Source organism: Archangium primigenium (assembly GCF_016904885.1).
In the GTDB taxonomy this organism is placed as follows: domain Bacteria; phylum Myxococcota; class Myxococcia; order Myxococcales; family Myxococcaceae; genus Cystobacter; species Cystobacter primigenius.
The window spans coordinates 5,088,969-5,104,333 of record NZ_JADWYI010000001.1 but is presented as its reverse complement, the minus strand read 5'-3'; the positions used below and the strand labels follow the sequence as shown (position 1 = coordinate 5,104,333).

General features: G+C 71.6%; 13 protein-coding genes. 9 read left to right on the top strand and 4 right to left on the bottom strand.

The window, feature by feature from the left end; all coding sequences use genetic code 11:
- Positions 1 to 107: 107 nt before the first annotated feature.
- Positions 108 to 950 carry an alpha/beta hydrolase gene (locus I3V78_RS21145; protein WP_204490269.1) on the bottom strand — a complete coding sequence of 281 codons (843 nt, stop codon included), beginning with the start codon at positions 948 to 950 and terminating at the stop codon, positions 108 to 110.
- A gap of 95 nt (positions 951 to 1,045) precedes the next feature.
- Between I3V78_RS21145 and I3V78_RS21140 the strand changes: the two genes are divergently transcribed.
- Positions 1,046 to 2,023: an SPFH domain-containing protein gene (locus I3V78_RS21140; protein WP_204490268.1), complete on the top strand. Its 978-nt coding sequence runs from the start codon at positions 1,046 to 1,048 to the stop codon at positions 2,021 to 2,023.
- Positions 2,016 to 2,945, top strand: a complete 930-nt coding sequence (locus I3V78_RS21135) for a diacylglycerol kinase catalytic domain-containing protein (RefSeq protein WP_204490267.1) — start codon at positions 2,016 to 2,018, stop codon at positions 2,943 to 2,945. The genes I3V78_RS21140 and I3V78_RS21135 overlap by 8 nt, the downstream gene beginning before the upstream one ends.
- Positions 2,946 to 2,948: 3 nt before the next feature.
- Here I3V78_RS21135 and I3V78_RS21130 read toward each other — a convergent pair whose 3' ends face one another.
- Positions 2,949 to 5,975: an error-prone DNA polymerase gene (locus I3V78_RS21130; RefSeq protein ID WP_420840425.1), complete on the bottom strand. Its 3,027-nt coding sequence runs from the start codon at positions 5,973 to 5,975 to the stop codon at positions 2,949 to 2,951.
- A 327-nt stretch (positions 5,976 to 6,302) separates the two neighbouring features.
- On the opposite strand from I3V78_RS21130, the gene I3V78_RS21125 reads away from it, so the two are divergent.
- Together I3V78_RS21125 and I3V78_RS21120 are read left to right on the top strand one after the other, a co-directional pair.
- Positions 6,303 to 7,307, top strand: a complete 1,005-nt coding sequence (locus I3V78_RS21125; protein ID WP_338023692.1) for a DUF3142 domain-containing protein — start codon at positions 6,303 to 6,305, stop codon at positions 7,305 to 7,307.
- On the top strand, positions 7,294 to 9,300 hold the full coding sequence (locus tag I3V78_RS21120) for a hypothetical protein (RefSeq protein ID WP_204490264.1): 2,007 nt from the start codon (positions 7,294 to 7,296) through the stop codon (positions 9,298 to 9,300). Before I3V78_RS21125 ends, I3V78_RS21120 begins: the two co-directional genes overlap by 14 nt.
- Here the strand turns inward: I3V78_RS21120 and I3V78_RS21115 are convergent.
- Complete coding sequence (locus I3V78_RS21115) at positions 9,257 to 10,075, bottom strand: alpha/beta fold hydrolase (protein WP_204490263.1); 819 nt, start codon at positions 10,073 to 10,075, stop codon at positions 9,257 to 9,259. The genes I3V78_RS21120 and I3V78_RS21115 overlap by 44 nt on opposite strands.
- Positions 10,076 to 10,220: 145 nt before the next feature.
- On the opposite strand from I3V78_RS21115, the gene I3V78_RS21110 reads away from it, so the two are divergent.
- The 4 genes from I3V78_RS21110 to I3V78_RS21095 all read left to right on the top strand — a co-directional run bounded on the left by I3V78_RS21110 (position 10,221) and on the right by I3V78_RS21095 (position 13,054).
- Positions 10,221 to 10,700, top strand: coding sequence for an NfeD family protein (locus I3V78_RS21110; RefSeq protein WP_204490262.1), 480 nt, complete (start codon positions 10,221 to 10,223; stop codon positions 10,698 to 10,700).
- The gene (locus I3V78_RS21105; protein WP_204490261.1) at positions 10,701 to 11,765 is read left to right on the top strand and encodes an SPFH domain-containing protein; all 1,065 of its coding nucleotides are present in this window, start codon (positions 10,701 to 10,703) and stop codon (positions 11,763 to 11,765) included.
- An 87-nt stretch (positions 11,766 to 11,852) separates the two neighbouring features.
- Positions 11,853 to 12,518 carry a hypothetical protein gene (locus tag I3V78_RS21100; protein ID WP_204490260.1) on the top strand — a complete coding sequence of 222 codons (666 nt, stop codon included), beginning with the start codon at positions 11,853 to 11,855 and terminating at the stop codon, positions 12,516 to 12,518.
- Between the two features lie 59 nt (positions 12,519 to 12,577).
- Positions 12,578 to 13,054, top strand: coding sequence for a heme-degrading domain-containing protein (locus tag I3V78_RS21095; protein WP_204490259.1), 477 nt, complete (start codon positions 12,578 to 12,580; stop codon positions 13,052 to 13,054).
- Here I3V78_RS21095 and I3V78_RS21090 read toward each other — a convergent pair.
- Positions 13,041 to 13,550 carry a superoxide dismutase family protein gene (locus I3V78_RS21090; RefSeq protein ID WP_204490258.1) on the bottom strand — a complete coding sequence of 170 codons (510 nt, stop codon included), beginning with the start codon at positions 13,548 to 13,550 and terminating at the stop codon, positions 13,041 to 13,043. The two genes, I3V78_RS21095 and I3V78_RS21090, sit on opposite strands and share 14 nt — an antisense overlap.
- A 312-nt stretch (positions 13,551 to 13,862) precedes the next feature.
- On the opposite strand from I3V78_RS21090, the gene I3V78_RS21085 reads away from it, so the two are divergent.
- Positions 13,863 to 15,365, top strand: coding sequence for an ATP-binding cassette domain-containing protein (locus I3V78_RS21085; RefSeq protein WP_204490257.1), 1,503 nt, complete (start codon positions 13,863 to 13,865; stop codon positions 15,363 to 15,365).

Sequence of the window (15,365 nt, the reverse complement as noted above, 5' to 3'; positions counted from 1 at the left end):
CAATTACTCGTAGACCTCCGGCACTCCATTGGTGGTCATAAGGTGTCGAGTTGTTGTAACGCAGCATCATTGGAGTCGGCTTCCACCAAGCTACGCCACTAGAAAAGTCAATTGGCCTGACGGGTGCCGTCTCCTCTCGCGAACTGGAACATCCGCTCGCGCACGTCCGCCGGGTCGGTCACGTTGTTGTGGTGCTTGCCCGGGAGGATGAGCGTGGTGGCGTTCGGGAAGATCGTGCCCAGGCGCTCGCCCATGTCCACTGGGACCACCTCGTCCTTCGTCCCATGGATGATGAGCACGGGCAGGCTCACGCCCGCCGCCTTGGAGGCCGTGTCGAACGGATCCCGCACCAGCCACCGCGCGGGCAGCCACGGGAACAGCCGCGCGCCAATGTCCACGATGGAGGTGTAGGGCGTGATGAGGATCAACCGCGCGCCCTGCCCTCGCGTCGCCATCTCCACCGCCACGCCCGAGCCCAGCGACTGGCCCTCCAGCACTGTGTCCTCGGGCTTCACGCCCATCTGGGTGTGCAGGTAGTCCAGCGCCACCTGCGCCGCGGCGTAGATGCCCTTCTCCGAGGGCCCCTCTCCGCCCTTCGCGAGCCCATAGCCTGGGTACTCCACCGCGTAGAACCCGAGCCCGGCCTCCTGGTAGCGCTGCCCCAGCCAGATCTCGTCCGACAACTGCTCGCCGTTGCCGTGGAAGTGCACCACCGTGGGCGCGCCTGGAGGTCCGGGCATGTGGAACGCGTACACCGTCGAGCCCTCGGGGCCGGGGAGGCGCAGCAGCGCGGACTGGAACAGCTTCGGCTCCCGCGCGCCCGGAGGCACGGGGAACACCAGGTGCCGCTGGTTGAGGAACACCAGCACACACAGGCTCACGTAGACAAAGACCAGGGACACCAGAATCCGGAGCACCACCCGCCTCGCCAGACCGAGAACACGATTCATTGGGGGCCAGCCTAGCGGATCCGCCTTTCGCTTGCACTCGTGTCCACACGACACTATGTTGGTGTCCTTCCGACACGGAGCAAGGGGGTCGAGGCATGAGCATCCGGTACATGAAGGCGCCACCGACGACGTACGTCATGCGGTTCAGGGATGGACGGGTGACGCGCGAGGGGCCCGGCCTGTCCTTCTTCTACTGGACGGCCACCACCACCGTGGTCGCCATTCCCCTCGCCAGCGCGGACGTCCCGTTCGCCTTCAACGAGGTGACCCAGGACTTCCAGGCCGTCACCCTCCAGGGCCAGCTCACCTACCGCGTGGCGGATCCCCAGCGGCTCGCGGCGCAGCTGGACTACTCCGTGAAGCCCTCGGGCGGATACGCCTCGGATGACCCGTCCAAGCTGGAGGAGCGGCTCGTCCAGGCGGCCCAGGTGCGGGCCCGCTCCGTGGTGCAGACCCTGCCCCTGCGCGACGTGCTCGTGAACGCGAGCCTCCTCGAGGACAAGGTGCTCCTGGGCCTGCGCGAGTCCGAGGCCGTGCGGATGCTCGGCGTGGAGGTGCAGGGTTTCTCGCTGCTGTCGATCCGCCCCACCCCGGAGATGGCCCGGGCGCTGGAGGCCGAGTCCCGCGAGGCCCTGCAGCGGCGCGCCGACGAGGCCATCTACGCCCGCCGCAACGCCGCCGTGGAGCAGGAGCGGCTCATCAAGGAGAGCGAGATCGCCACCGACCTCTCCGTGGAGGCGGGCCAGCGGCGCATCCGCGAGGCGCGCATCGCCGCGGACATCGCCGTGGAGGATCAGCGCGCCGCCTTCATGGACCGCTGGAGCGAGAACGAGCGCAAGGCCGCCGAGGCCAAGGCCTATGCCCTGGAGAAGACGCTCGGCCCCGTGCGGGACATGGACTGGAAGGTGCTCATGGCGGCGGCGGGCGGCGGGGGCGATCCCAAGCTCAACATCGCGCTCGCCTTCCGGGAGCTGGCCGAGAACGCGCAGAAGATCGGCTCGGTGAACGTGTCTCCGGACCTGCTCAACGCGCTGCTCGCGGCCCCCGGCGGAAGTCCGGAACGCCATGGCTAGGCATTACGAAAAGATCGTCCTCGTCACCCGCGCGACGCGGCTCGACGAATTGGTGCGGCGCTTCAACACCCGCTCCCAGGCACGCTTCTACCTGGAGCACGCCGACCAGGACTTCGAGGACTACGTGCGGGAGGACGACACCTACCGCCGGGCCCTGGATGCCCTGCACGGGCAGTTGTCCTTGGGGCTCCCGGTGCAGCAGGTGGACCGCTCGCTGGTGCCCACCTTCCTCTTCGGGGAGAAGGACCTGGTCGTGGCCCTGGGTCAGGACGGCCTGGTGGCGAACGTGGCCAAGTACGTGGGCCATCAGCCCCTGGTGGGCGTCAATCCGGACCCCTCGCGTTTCGATGGCGTGCTGCTGCCCTTCTCCGTCGCGCAGTCCCGGCAGGCGGTGCGCCAGACGCTGGAGTCCCGGGCCCGCTGGCGCTCGGTGACGCTCGCCGAGGTGGTGCTGAGCGATGGCCAGCGGCTGGTCGCGTTCAATGACTTGTTCCTCGGGGCCCGCACGCACGTGTCCGCCCGCTACACCCTGCGCCACGGAGAGGACACCGAGACCCAGTCCTCCAGCGGCATCATCGTGTCCACGGGCGTGGGCGCGAGCGGCTGGCTCTCCTCGGTGTTCAACCAGGCCCGGGGCCTGACGCGCGACACCGGGGGCGCGCCGGGCGAGGACTTCGCGCTCGAGTGGGAAGATCCCCGTCTGGCCTTCGTGGTCCGCGAGCCCTTCGTCAGCCGACACTCCTCGGCGCGCCGGGTGTCGGGGTTCATCCGCGCGGAGTCGGAGCTGGTGGTGGAGTCCCGGATGCCCTCGGGCGGGGTCATCTTTAGCGACGGCGTGGAGGAGGACTTCCTCGCCTTCAACGCGGGCACCACCGCCCGCGTGCACCCGGCGGCGCGCCGGGCCCTGCTCATCGTGCCGTGAGGCTCACAGCCGCATCGAGGAGATGATGGGCTCGAGCTGCTGCACCTTCACGTTGAGCACCTTGCCCGTCTTCTCCAGCGTGCCCTGGCCCACCAGGAACAGCGCGCCGTGGATGTCCTTGCGAAAGCGCGCATAGGCGTCCGGGGGCAGCACGAGGTTGGCGATGCCCGTCTCGTCCTCCAGGGACAGGAAGCAGAAGCCCTTGGCCGTGGGCGGCATCTGCCGACAGATGAGCATGCCGCCCACCGCCACGCGCCGGCCCGCGGGCACCCGCTCCAGGCCCGCCGCCGTCACCGCGCCCCGCTTGCGCAGCGCGGGCCGCAGCAGCTCCAGCGGGTGCTTCTCCAGCGACACGCCCACCGTCTCGAAGTCCGTGCTCACCCGGTCTCCGATGTTCATCTGCGGCAGCGCCGCCGGCGTTCCGTCCATCGCCATGCCGAAGAACAGGTCCGTCTCCTCCAGCGGGCCCAGGGCCTGGATCTCCCACAGCGCGTCGCGCCGCGAGCGGTTGAGGCTGCCCAGCGCCCCCGCCAGCGCCAGCCGCGCCAGCTCGTGCCGGGGTGCCCGCGTGCGGCGCGCCAGGTCTCCAATGCTCGTGAAGGGCTTGCCGTCACGGAACGTCTCCACCCGCCGGCCCACCGCGTCCTGGAGGCCCCGCACCATGCGCAGGCCCAGCCGCAGCCCGCCCTCCTCCAGCGTGCAGTCCCAGCCCGAGTGGTTCACGTCCACCTCCAGCACCGGCACCCCGTGCCGCTGGGCGTCCGCCACCAGGGTGTGCGGGGCGTAGAAGCCCATGGGCTGCGAGTTGAGCAGGGCCGCGGTGAACGCCGCCGGGTAGTGGCACTTGAGCCACGAGGACGCGTAGGCCAGCAGCGCGAAGCTCGCCGAGTGGCTCTCCGGGAAGCCGTAGTGCGCGAAGCCCCGGAACTGCTTGAAGAGCGTGTCCACGTACTCGGGCGGGTAGCCCCGGGCCACGCCGCCCTCGATGAAGCGCTGGTGGAAGGGGCCCAGCCGCTCCTCGGCCCGCTTGTGCGAGAGCGCCCGGCGCAGGCCGTCCGCCTCCGCCGGGGAGAAGCCGCCCACCGCCATGGCCAGCTTCATCGCCTGCTCCTGGAAGAGCGGCACCCCGAGCGTCTTCTGGAGGATCGCCCGCACGTCCTCCGAGGGGTACTCCACCGGCTCACGGCCCTCGCGCCGCCGCAGGTACGGGTGCACCATGTCGCCCACGATGGGGCCGGGCCGGATGAGGGCGATCTCCACCACCAGGTCGTAGAAGCAGCGCGGCTTGAGCCTCGGCAGCATGTTCATCTGCGCCCGGCTCTCGATCTGGAACACGCCGATCGAGTCCGCATTGGTCAACATCTCGTAGACCTTGGGGTCCTCCGCTGGAATCGTGGCCAGCGACAAGTCCCTGCCGTAGTGCACGCGGATGAGCTCCAGGCACTTGGCCAGCGCCGTCAGCATGCCGAGCCCCAGCAGGTCCACCTTGAGGACGCCCACCGCCTCCAGGTCGTCCTTTTCCCACTGCACCACGGTGCGGCCCTTCATGGCCGCGTTCTCCACGGGGATCATCTCCACCAGGGGCTCGCGGGTGATGACGAAGCCGCCCACGTGGATGGACAGGTGCCGGGGCGTGCCCTCGATCTCCTGGGCCAGCGCGAGCGTCTGCCGCACCCGCCGGTCCTCCTCGGAGAGGCCCACTTCCTTGAGCAGCTCCGGCGACATCTCGCCGCCGTGCGAGCCCGCCACCTTCGCCAGCCGGTCCACCTGGTCCAACGACAGCCCGAGCGCCTTGCCCACCTCGCGCAGCGCCAGCCGTCCCCGGTAGCAGATGACCTCGCACACCATGCCCGCGCGGTGCCGGCCGTGCTTCTCGTAGACGTACTGGAGCACCTCCTCGCGCCGCTCGTGCTCGAAGTCCACGTCGATGTCCGGCGGCTCCTTGCGCTCCATGCTCAGGAAGCGCTCGAAGAGCAGTCCCATGCGAACCGGGTCGATCGCCGTGACACCCAGCGCGTAGCAGACCGCCGAGTTCGCCGCGCTGCCGCGCCCCTGGCAGAGAATCCCCCGCGAGCGCGCGAAGCGGACGATGTCCCAGATGGCGAGGAAGTAGCCCGCGAAGTCCAGCGCCGCGATGAGCTTGAGCTCATGCTCGATCTGCTTCACCACGTCCGCGGGCACGCCGCCCGGGTAGCGCACCTGGAGTCCCTGGTACGTCAGCTCGCGCAGCCAGGTGGAGGTGGAGTGGCCCGGGGGCAGGTCCTCCTCGGAGAAGTGGTAGCGCAGGCCCTCCAGCGTGGCGTGGCAGCGGCCCGCCAGCTCCAGGGTGCGCTCCAGGGCCTCGGGGCAGTCGGCGAACAGGCGCGCCATCTCCGCCGGGCCCTTGAGCGTGCGCTCGGCGTTGGGCAGGCGCCGCGTGCCGAGCTGGGCGAGCGTCGTCTTGTGGCGGATGGCGGTGAGCACGTCCTGGAGCGGCTGGCGGCCCCGGTGGTGCGTGTACACGTCGTTGTGCGCGCACAGGGGCGCGCCCAGCTCCCGCGCCAGGGCCTTGGCCTGGGCCACCCGGGCCTCGTCCCCCGAGGACAGCGAGCGGCAGACCCCCACGTAGAAGCGGTCGGCGAAGGCCTCGGCCAGGGGCGCCACCCGGGAGGCCGCCACGGGATGGGGCAGCAGCGCGAGCAACCCCTCGTTGCCCTCGGCCAGCTCGCGCCACGGCAGGCCCGCCTCGCCCTTGGGGTGCAGCATGCGGCTCTTGGAGAGCAGCCGGCTCAGGTTCGCGTAGCCCCGCGCGTCCTGGGCGTACAGCACCACCGGCGGCCCATCCAGCAGCGTCAGCTCGCTGGCGACGAGGAACTTGAGGCCCACGGCCTTGGCCGCCAGGTGCGCCTTCACCGCGCCATACAGCCCGTCCCCGTCCGTCAGGGCCAAGGCGGACACGCCCCGCTCCGCCGCGGCCAGCACCAGTTCCTCGGGGTGCGAGGCGCCGCGAAGAAACGAGAAGTTCGAGCGGCACACGAGCTCGGCGTACACGCCCACCAAGCTACTGAGCAGCCGTTCAGGCGGAAGGTCGGCTCCGGTCAGCTTGGGGATCCGACCCGGCGTGTCTCGTCACTTCCCAAGTGGATCACCCGGGCCCGACCTCTCCCACGAGATCCCGAGGGGCGTTCCGAGCGGAGGTCCGTGAGGCGACGCTCCCGGAGGCCCAGCCTTGACACCCCTGTAGCACCCGCCAAGCATGGCCGCCCCTTGCCGCCCTTCCTTCCACGGTGGCCGCCCGTCCCCGCGGCGCTCCTGCTCCTCACCTGCACCCTCGCCTGTTCTCGCCCGGAGCCGCGGCCGCTCGGCCATGAAGCGTACGTGTGGCAGCGCGACTGGAGTCCGGCGCTCGTGGAGGCCGTCACCCAGGCCCCCACCGAGCTGGGCGTGCTCCGGGTCCTGGCGCGGGAGCGCTCGGGGGTGGCGCGCGCGCCCGTGGACATCGCGGTCGACGCGGAGGCCCTGGCCCGGAGTGGTCGCGAGGTGGTGGCGGTGATGCGCGTGGAGGGCACGGCACCCCTCGATGGGGTCTCCCTCCAGGAAGTCGTCACGCACGCACGGGCCTGGCGCGCGCGGGGCGTGCGGGTCCGGGGCGTGGAGCTCGATCATGACTGCGCCACCGCGTCGCTCGCGGCGTACGCGGACTGGCTGGCGCGCGAGCAGAAGGCGCTCGGCGACCTGTCGCTCTCCATCACCGCGCTGCCCACGTGGAGCGAGTCGCCCCGGCTCGAAGCGCTCACCGCCCAGGTGGACACGCTCGTGCTCCAGGTGCACGCGGTGCGCGCCCCCACCCTCTTCTCGGCCGTGGAGGCGCGGCGCTACCTGGAGGCGTGGACACGGGCCTCGTCCCGGCCCTTCCACGTCGCCCTGCCCACCTACCGCGTGCGGCTGCGCGACGGCACGCCCCTCGCGGCCGAGCCGACCGAGGTGGCCCGCTTCCTCGCGGACCTGCGCGCGCGTCCGGTGCCCCAGGTGTCGGGCCTCGTCTGGTTCCGGCTCGGCCACCGGGGGGACGCGGACGCGTGGAGCCTGCCCACGCTCACGGCGGTCCTCCGGGGCGAGTCCCTGACGCCCCACTTGCAGCCGCGACTGGTGGACGCGGGCGGCGGCACGCTGGACATCGTCCTGGAGAACACCGGCCGCGTGGATGCCGAGGCCCCCACGCGCCTCACCCTTTCTGGAAGACTCGAGGTGCTCGATGGCGTGGCGGGTTATGCCGCGCGTGGCACCTCCCTCGTGGCGCGCACGCCTCCCCGCCTGCGCGTGGGCGAGCGACGTGTCATCGGCTTCGTGCGGGGCTCCGAGGTGGCGCTTGCGGCTCCGTGATTCCCTGGTGTGTCTGTCCCTGCTCGGCGTGCTGAGCGTGCCCGTGCGCGCCGCGTACGCGTGTGGCCCCGACTTCCCCGTTCAACTGCTCGACAACCGGGCGGTGACGCTCTCCGAGCTGCCGGACAGCACCTTCCTGTTCGAGGCGCGGCGGCTCGTGCCGAAGCCCGCGGACGCCTTCCTCGTCGTCGAGGGCCCCGAGCCCGAGGGCGTCCGGAAGGGCGGTGGGTCCCGGGAGCGGACCCTGTACGAGGCGGGCGCGCGCCTGTTCCACGAGACCCGGCCCGACGAGGCCGCGGCGCGCTTCCGGGAGGTGCTCGCGCTGCCCGAGTCCGAGCGTCGGCATTTCTCCACCCTCGCGGCCTACATGCTGGGGCGGACCGCGTCCCCGCCGGAGGCGACCGAGCGCTTCGCCGAGGTGCGCGCGCTGGCGCGGCAGGGCTTCGCGGACCCGCTGGGCCTCGCGGTGGCGAGCCTGGGCGAGGAAGCCCGGGAGCACCTGCTCCTGGGAGCGGACGTGAAGGCCGTCCAGCTCTACGCGCAGCAGGCGGCGCATGGCAGCGCCTCGGGCGCGACGTCGTTGCTGTTCATGGCCCGCCTGCTCGTGCGCGACGAAGCCCGGCTGAAGCGCGCGCTCCCGGACCCCCTGGTGCAGCGGCTGCTCGCCACCTATGCCTGGACGCGCGGCCACGAGGAGGCCTGGACGGAGGATGGCAGCGCGGCGCCCCTGCCCCTGGCGCGGCTCGTGGACCTGCTGGCCGAGGTGCCGGGCCTGGCGGGCGCGGACCGGCTGGCCGTGACGGCCTGGCGCGAGGGCCGCTTCGAGCTGGCGGAGCGCTTCGCCGGCCAGGAGCGCACGCCCCTGGATGCCTGGGTCCGCGCGAAGCTGGCCCTGCGCCGGGGGGACCGGACGCAGGCGGACCAGTGCCTCGCCGAGGCGGGCAACGGCTACCCCGCCGCCGAGGACTGGCAGACGGATCCGTACCTGAAGCCCCTGCGGCCCCGCATGTACGTGGAGGCGGAGCGCAGCCTGCTGGCGCTCCTGCGCGACGACTTCCCCGGGGCGGCCGAGCACGCGCTGAGCAGCTGCTCCTGGCCGGACATCGCCTACGTGACCGAGCGCGTGCTGTCGGTGGACGAGCTGCGGCGCTTCCTCGCGGCGCACGCGGCGGATCCCCGGCTGCGCTGCCAGCCGGATCCCGCCTTCTACGTGGAGGAAGGCGAGCCCCGGCCCACGGTGGAGGACTCCCTGCGGCCCCTGGTGGGTCGGCGCCTGCTGCGCGACGGCCACGGCGTCGAGGCGCTGGAGTTCTTCCGGGGCACGCCCTGGGAGGTGCCCGCGCGGCACTACGTGGACGCCTTCACCCGGGCGCACGCCGCCTGGACGGACGACGACGAGGCGCGCTCGCTCTACGCCGCGGCCCGGCTGGCGCGCTTCGACGGCATGGAGCTGCTGGGCACGGAGACGGCGCCCGACTGGCACTGGGTGGCGGGCGAGTTCGACATGGACGTCCTCGCCGAGGAGTTCGCCGACCAGCGCATCGACCGGCCGCTCGCGCTGGCCCACCTGCCCCTCATGTCCGCGCAGGAGAAGCACCGCCGTGAGGCCCACGCGCCCAAGTACCTCAAGCGCTTCCAGTACCGGCTCACGGCGGCGGACCTGGCCGAGCAGGCCGCCCAGCTCATGCCGCCCCGGAGCCAGGCCTACGCCGCGCTGCTGTGCCAGAGCGCGCGCTTCAGCATGAAGGTGGAGCCCGAGCGGGCCCAGCGGCTCTGGGAGACGTACGTGCTCCACGGCGCGCTGCTGCCGGACGCGACCGACTTCGTGTTCGGCCAGTCCTGCCCCGCGCCGGACTTCGAGCGACGGCTGCACAAATCGCGCGCCCACCCCGTGCGCAAGCGCACGCTCGCGGCGCTGGGCGGCGGCTTGTTGGTGCTGGGCGTGGGCCTCACCCTGTGGCGGCGCGCGGGACGGCGGCCAGGAAGTCCGTGAGCGCGGCGTTGACGAGCGCCGCCTCCTCCACGCTGGAGGTGTGGCCGCCCCGGGGCATCGTCACCAGGCGCGAGCCCGCGATGGCCGCGTGGAGGCGCTCGGCCTTGGCGGGCACCGTCGCCACGTCCTCGGCGCCCACCAGGACGAGCGTGGGCGTGCGGATGCGCGACAGCTCCGCGTGGACGCCCTGGCGGCGGATGACGCCGTTGACCGCGCGCCAGATGTCCCGCCGGTTCTCCTTCAGCCGCCGCTCCCACTCGGCCCGCTCCTCGGCGCGCGCGGGATCCTCCAAGAAGGTGCGGCCGAACATGATGGGCATCACCTGGGAGGAGACCCAGCGCAGCCCGAACCAGCGCGCCACGAAGTTGAGCAGCTTGTAGCGCGGCACGTTCTGCTCGGGCTCGGGGTCCGCCGACGTCTCCATCAGCACGAGCGAGCGCAGGAGCTCCGGCCGGCGCATCGCGAGGCGCATGCCCACGAAGCCGCCCATGGACAGGCCCGCGAAGTGGCACGGGCCCACGCCCAGCGCCTCGATGAGCGCCACCCCGTCCTCGTACACCGTCTCCATGTCCACGCAGTCCACGGGCCACACGTCGCTGCGGCCCTGGCCCCGGTGGTCATAGGTGATACAGCGGTAGCGGTCCTTGAGCGCCGCCACCTGCTTGTCGAACATCCGGCCGCTCCACAGCAGGCCATGACTGAACACGAGCGGCTCGCCCGGGCCTCCGGAGTCCTCGTAGTACAGGCGGGTGCCGCGAACGTTCAGCAAGGGCATGGCGAGGGCTCCGGGAATGCGGGGAATCGTGGGCCGGGCAGCCTAGCGTGTCCGGGTCCGGGAAGGCGCGTGGAGGGGCCCGGAGCGCTGGCGCCCCGGCGCTCCCCGGTGCACACTTCCGCCTCAACCCGGGGGAGAGGTGCTCATGGACATCCAGGCGTGGCACTTGTGGACGCTCGCCGCCATCGCCGCGGGCACGCTGGAGATGATGCTGCCGGGCTTCGTGGTGCTCTGGTTCGGCGTGGGCGCGCTGGGCGCGGCCCTGGCCGCGGCGCTGGGCGTGGGCACCAGCGGCCAGTTCGCCCTGTTCTCGGTCGTGTCCCTGGGGCTGTTCGCCTCCTCGCGCACGATCTTCAAGAAGGCCTTCATGCGCGACGCCTCGCCCATGAAGACGGGCGTGCCGGCCATGTTGGGCCAGGAGGCGGTGGTGGTCGAGGCCCTCGCCGAGGGCGCGGGCGGCACCGTGCGCATCAACGGCGAGCTGTGGTCGGCCCGGCCCCTGGGCGGCGACGTGGCCGAGGGCGAGCGCGTCATCGTCGAGCAGGTGGAAGGGCTGAAGTTGTGGGTGCGGCATGCCGCCGTCACCCGGGAGCTGACTCCGAGCCACAAGAAAGAGGGTTTCTAGATGGGTCCCACGCTGTTCATCGTCTTCGCGGTCGCCGTGGTGTTCGCCATGGTCAAGGGACTGCGCATCGTGCCCCAGGCCAAGGTCATGGTCGTGGAGCGTCTGGGCAAGTTCCACCACGTGGCCAACAGCGGCCTGAACATCCTCATCCCGCTCTTCGACGCGCCCCGCCCCATGGAGATGCGCGTGGGCAACCGCTTCTACCGCAGCCACCTGGTGGACATGCGCGAGCAGGTCATGGGCTTCGAGACCGTGCAGGTCATCACCCACGACAACGTCACCATGGAGGTGGGCTCGGTCATCTACTACCAGATCGTGGATCCGGGCCGCGCGCTCTACGCCGTGGAGAACCTGGCCATGGCCATCGAGCAGATGACCATGACGAACCTGCGCAACATCATGGGCGGGCTCACCCTGGACCAGACGCTCACCAGCCGCGAGACGGTCAACAGCAAGCTGCGCGCGGTGCTGGACGAGGCCACCGAGAAGTGGGGCGTGAAGGTGACGCGCGTGGAGCTGCGCGAGATCGAGCCCCCCGCCGCCATCAAGGATGCCATGGCCAAGCAGATGACCGCCGAGCGCGAGCGCCGCGCCGAGGTCACCAAGGCCGAGGGTGACAAGGCCGCCGCCATCCTCTCCGCCGAGGGCGAGAAGATCTCCCGCATCCTCCGGGCCGAGGCCGAGCGCGACGCGGAGGTCGCCCGCGCCGAGGGCCGCAAGCGCGCCACCCTGCTGGACGCCGAGGCCAAGTCCGAGGCCACCCGGCTCGTCTTCGAGGCCATCCACGCCGGCGGCGCCACGCCCGAGGTGCTCGCGCTGCGCTACATGGAGACGCTCCAGGAGCTGGGCAAGGGCGACAACAAGATGTTCATCCCCTACGAGGCCACGGCCGTGCTGGGCAGCGTCGCCGCGCTCAAGGAGGTCTTCTCCCAGGAGAAGACCGCCACCACGCCCCAGAAGCCCGCCGCCGCCGCCCTGAGCGCCCAGGCCCTCTCGCGCGCCATGGCCCCGCCGCCCTCGCCCGTGCCCGTGCGCAACCGGCCCGCTTTTCCGCCCGAGGAGTAGGTTTGAATAGCTGACAGACGGGTGCGTCGGTGGTGGCGCTCGCTCCCCAGGCAGGGGGGCGGGCTTCCCACACAAGGACTGACGACAATGACGCGCATCCGCCGGAGTCTGGCCCTGGCCTCCCTGGGCCTCTCCCTGATGGCTTGTGGCACGAGCAAGTTCTACACGCTGCCCGCCGATCCCTCCCGCATCAGCGAGACCCAGACGTACATCGGGGCCTGTGCCACCCAGCTCGGCCTGCAGTCCGAGAAGCACGACAACACCCAGACCGTCCGGGTCGAGTACGACGCGGACGCGTCGGTCTACTACCAGTACAACGAGGGCGATCACCTCAACATGCAGGTGGTCGTGGACGACAAGAAGGTCCCCCCGGGGGAGATGCAGCAGAAGTTCAACGCCGTGAAGGCCCGGGGCGACGAGATCTACGCCTGTGCCCAGGCGCGGCTCCAGGCCCCCACGGGACACATGGCCCCCGCGGGGCACATGGCGCCCGCCCCGGCCGGCGCCTCGTCCATGAACATGAACGCGAACGCGTCGCTGCACGGCAACTGCGCCCGGGCGGTGGAGTGTTACGCCCAGCTGGCCCGCGTCGTCTGTACGCAGGGCGCCAGCGACTGCAGCTTCAAGGTGGAGATCTCGGGCAATGACGACGAGGGCTGCCGCGAGGCCCTGCTCCAGGTCCCCAACCTCCTGCAGCCCTTCCGCATGATGCAGCCGGGGCTCAACGCGCCGGCCGTCTGCCGCGCCGAGTAGTCACCCCGCCCCGTCCGGCACGTTCTGCCCTATCCTCCAGGGCCCCTGGGGAGGCGGACGTGCCCGGACACCTGGATGCATTGCTGGCGGAAGAAGCCGAACTGCAGTTCGACACCCTGAGCCACGAGGACGCCCTCGCGCTGGGCCTGCTCTTGCTCGAGCGCGTGCGGCGCGAGCGCCTGCCCGTGGTGGTGGACGTGACGCTGGCGGGGCTCACCGTGCTGCGCTGCGCGCTGCCGGGCAGCCGTCCGGACAACCTGGACTGGGTGCGCCGCAAGACGAACACCGTCCAGCGCTTCTGGCACAGCTCCCTCTACATGGGCCGCTACTACGCGGCCAAGGGCCAGAGCCTCACCGACAAGCCCCACATCGACGCCACCGAGTACGTGGACCACGGCGGCGCGTTTCCCCTGCTGCTCAAGGGGCTCGGGTGCGTGGGCAGCCTCGCCGTGTCGGGGCTCGCGCAGGAGGAGGACCATGCCCTGGTCGTCTCCGTCCTGCGCGAGTGGAAGGCGCGCCGCCCTACTTCGCCGTGATGACGCCGCAGGCCACGCGGCCTCCGGAGTTGCCGGCCGGGTTGCTCACCAGGTCGTCCTCGCCCCCGTGGATGATGACGGCCTTGCCCACGATGTCCTCGGCCGAGCCGTCGCTGATCTTCCACTCTTTCTTGGTCACGGTCAGCGAGCCCTTGCCGTCCGCGCCGATCTGGATGTTGCCCAGGTCGCCCAGGTGGTGGTTCATGTCCGCCGGGCCGTGATCCTTGGACGCGGGGTTCCAGTGGTCACCCGCGCTGGTGGCGTCCGGCGCGCTGCAGTCGCCCTTCTGGTGGATGTGGGCGCCGCGCTTGCCCTCCGTGGCTCCGGACACGTTGAGCGTGAGCTTCACGCCCTCGGAGGTCTCCTCGAACTCGGCCTGACCCGTGGTGGCGCTGCCACTGCGGCTCTCCAGGCCCGCGCTGGCGGACTTGGTGGTGCCACAGGCGGACAGGGCGAGCGCGGCGGCGAACAGGGGGACGAGAGAGAGCTTCTTCATGGGGGTGTCTCCTTCTCTGCGAGGGAATGCATCGACTGGCGCCCCCTGGGTACCCGTCCAAACGATGGAGGGCCAATGGAACCTGCGGGTTCGTGCGCGGGCTGTGGCCTGTCCGACGCTTGCGCCGGAATTGCGCGCGCGCCGCTCGCTGTTGCATAGTCCGGAAGCCCCGCTCCACCGCGGGGTGTCGTGCGTACACGAGGCCGCGTACTCCATTGAAGATCCTCTCCTGAATCGTCGGCGCAGTTCTTTCGCCCACCCGCCGGGCCACCTCGCGTGTGTCCGTGCCCGGTTTCGATTCCGGAGTCCCTCGTGTCACTCATTCGCGCCCATCGCGTGGCGTTCGCGTTCTCCGACGCCCATTCCCTCTTCTCCGACGTGGAGTTCCACCTCGCCCCCGGCTGGACGGGGCTCGTCGGCGCTAATGGCGCGGGCAAGTCCACCCTGCTGCGCTTGTTGTCCCGGGAGCTGAACCCCACCGAGGGCCACCTGCGCTTCGAGCCGCCCTCGGCGCTCGTGCGGCTGTGCCCCCAACGCGTGGAGGCCCTCACCCCGGACGTGCTCGCCTTCGCCGAGGCCTCGGACGCGCGCGCCCGGCGGCTCTTGGGCCAGCTCGGCCTGGACGTCACGGCGCTCGGGCGCTGGCCCACGCTCTCGCCCGGGGAGCGCAAGCGCTGGCAGGTGGGCGCCGCGCTCGCCCAGGAGCCCGACGTGCTCCTGCTCGACGAGCCCACCAACCACCTGGACGCCGAGGCCCGGGACTGGCTCCTGTCCGCCCTGCGCCGCTTCCGGGGCGTGGGCGTGCTCGTGTCCCATGACCGCGCGCTGCTCGAGTCGCTCACCACCACCACGCTGCGCGTGCACGGCGGCGGCGTGCGGCTGTGGCCCGGGGCCTATGCCGCCGCGCGCGAGGCCTGGGAGGCGGAGCTGGACGCGCGCCGCACATCCCGGCAGGGCGCCCAGGACGAGCACCGCCGGCTCCAGCAGCGGCTGGTGAAGACGCGCCAGGACCAGGCCTCGGCCTCCGCCGCGCGCAACGCCGGCAACCGCCTCAAGGACAAGTACGACAACGACGCGCGGAGCATGGGCGCCAAGGTGGTGGCCGGCTGGGCGGACATGCAGCACGGCCGCCGCGTGGCCAACACCCGCCGCGAGGTGGAGAAGGCCGCCGCCGCCATCGAGTCCATCGAGGTGGAGAAGAGCGTGGGCCGCTCCGTCTTCGTCGACTACGTGCGCCCACCCCACCCGCTGCTCTTCAGCCTGGACGTGCCGGAGCTCCGCGCGGGCGAGGTGGCGCTGTTCGGCCCCCTGCGGCTCGACGTCCCCCGCGAGGCGCGCATCCGCATCGAGGGTCCCAACGGCGTCGGCAAGAGCACCCTGCTCCGGGCCCTGTTGGACCAGGCGCGGGTGCCGCTGGAGCGCGTGCTCTACCTGCCCCAGGACGTGGGCGACGCGGAGGCCCGCGAGGCCCTGGAGGCCGTGCGCGAGCTGCCGCCCGAGGAGAAGGGCCGCGTGCTGTCGCTCGTGGCCGCGCTCGGGGTGGAGCCGGACACGCTGCTCGCCTCGGCACAGCCCTCGCCGGGCGAGGCGCGCAAGCTGCTCATCGCCCGGGGCCTCGGCCAGCACGCGTGGGCGCTCGTGCTCGACGAGCCCTCCAACCACCTGGACCTGCCCTCCCTGGAGCGATTGGAGGAGGCGCTCCAGGGCTACCCGGGCGCCCTGGTGCTCGTGTCCCACGACACGCACTTCGCGCGGCGCTGCACCACGGAGCGCTGGCGGGTGGAGGCGGGCCGCGTGGACGTCACCTCCGAGTGA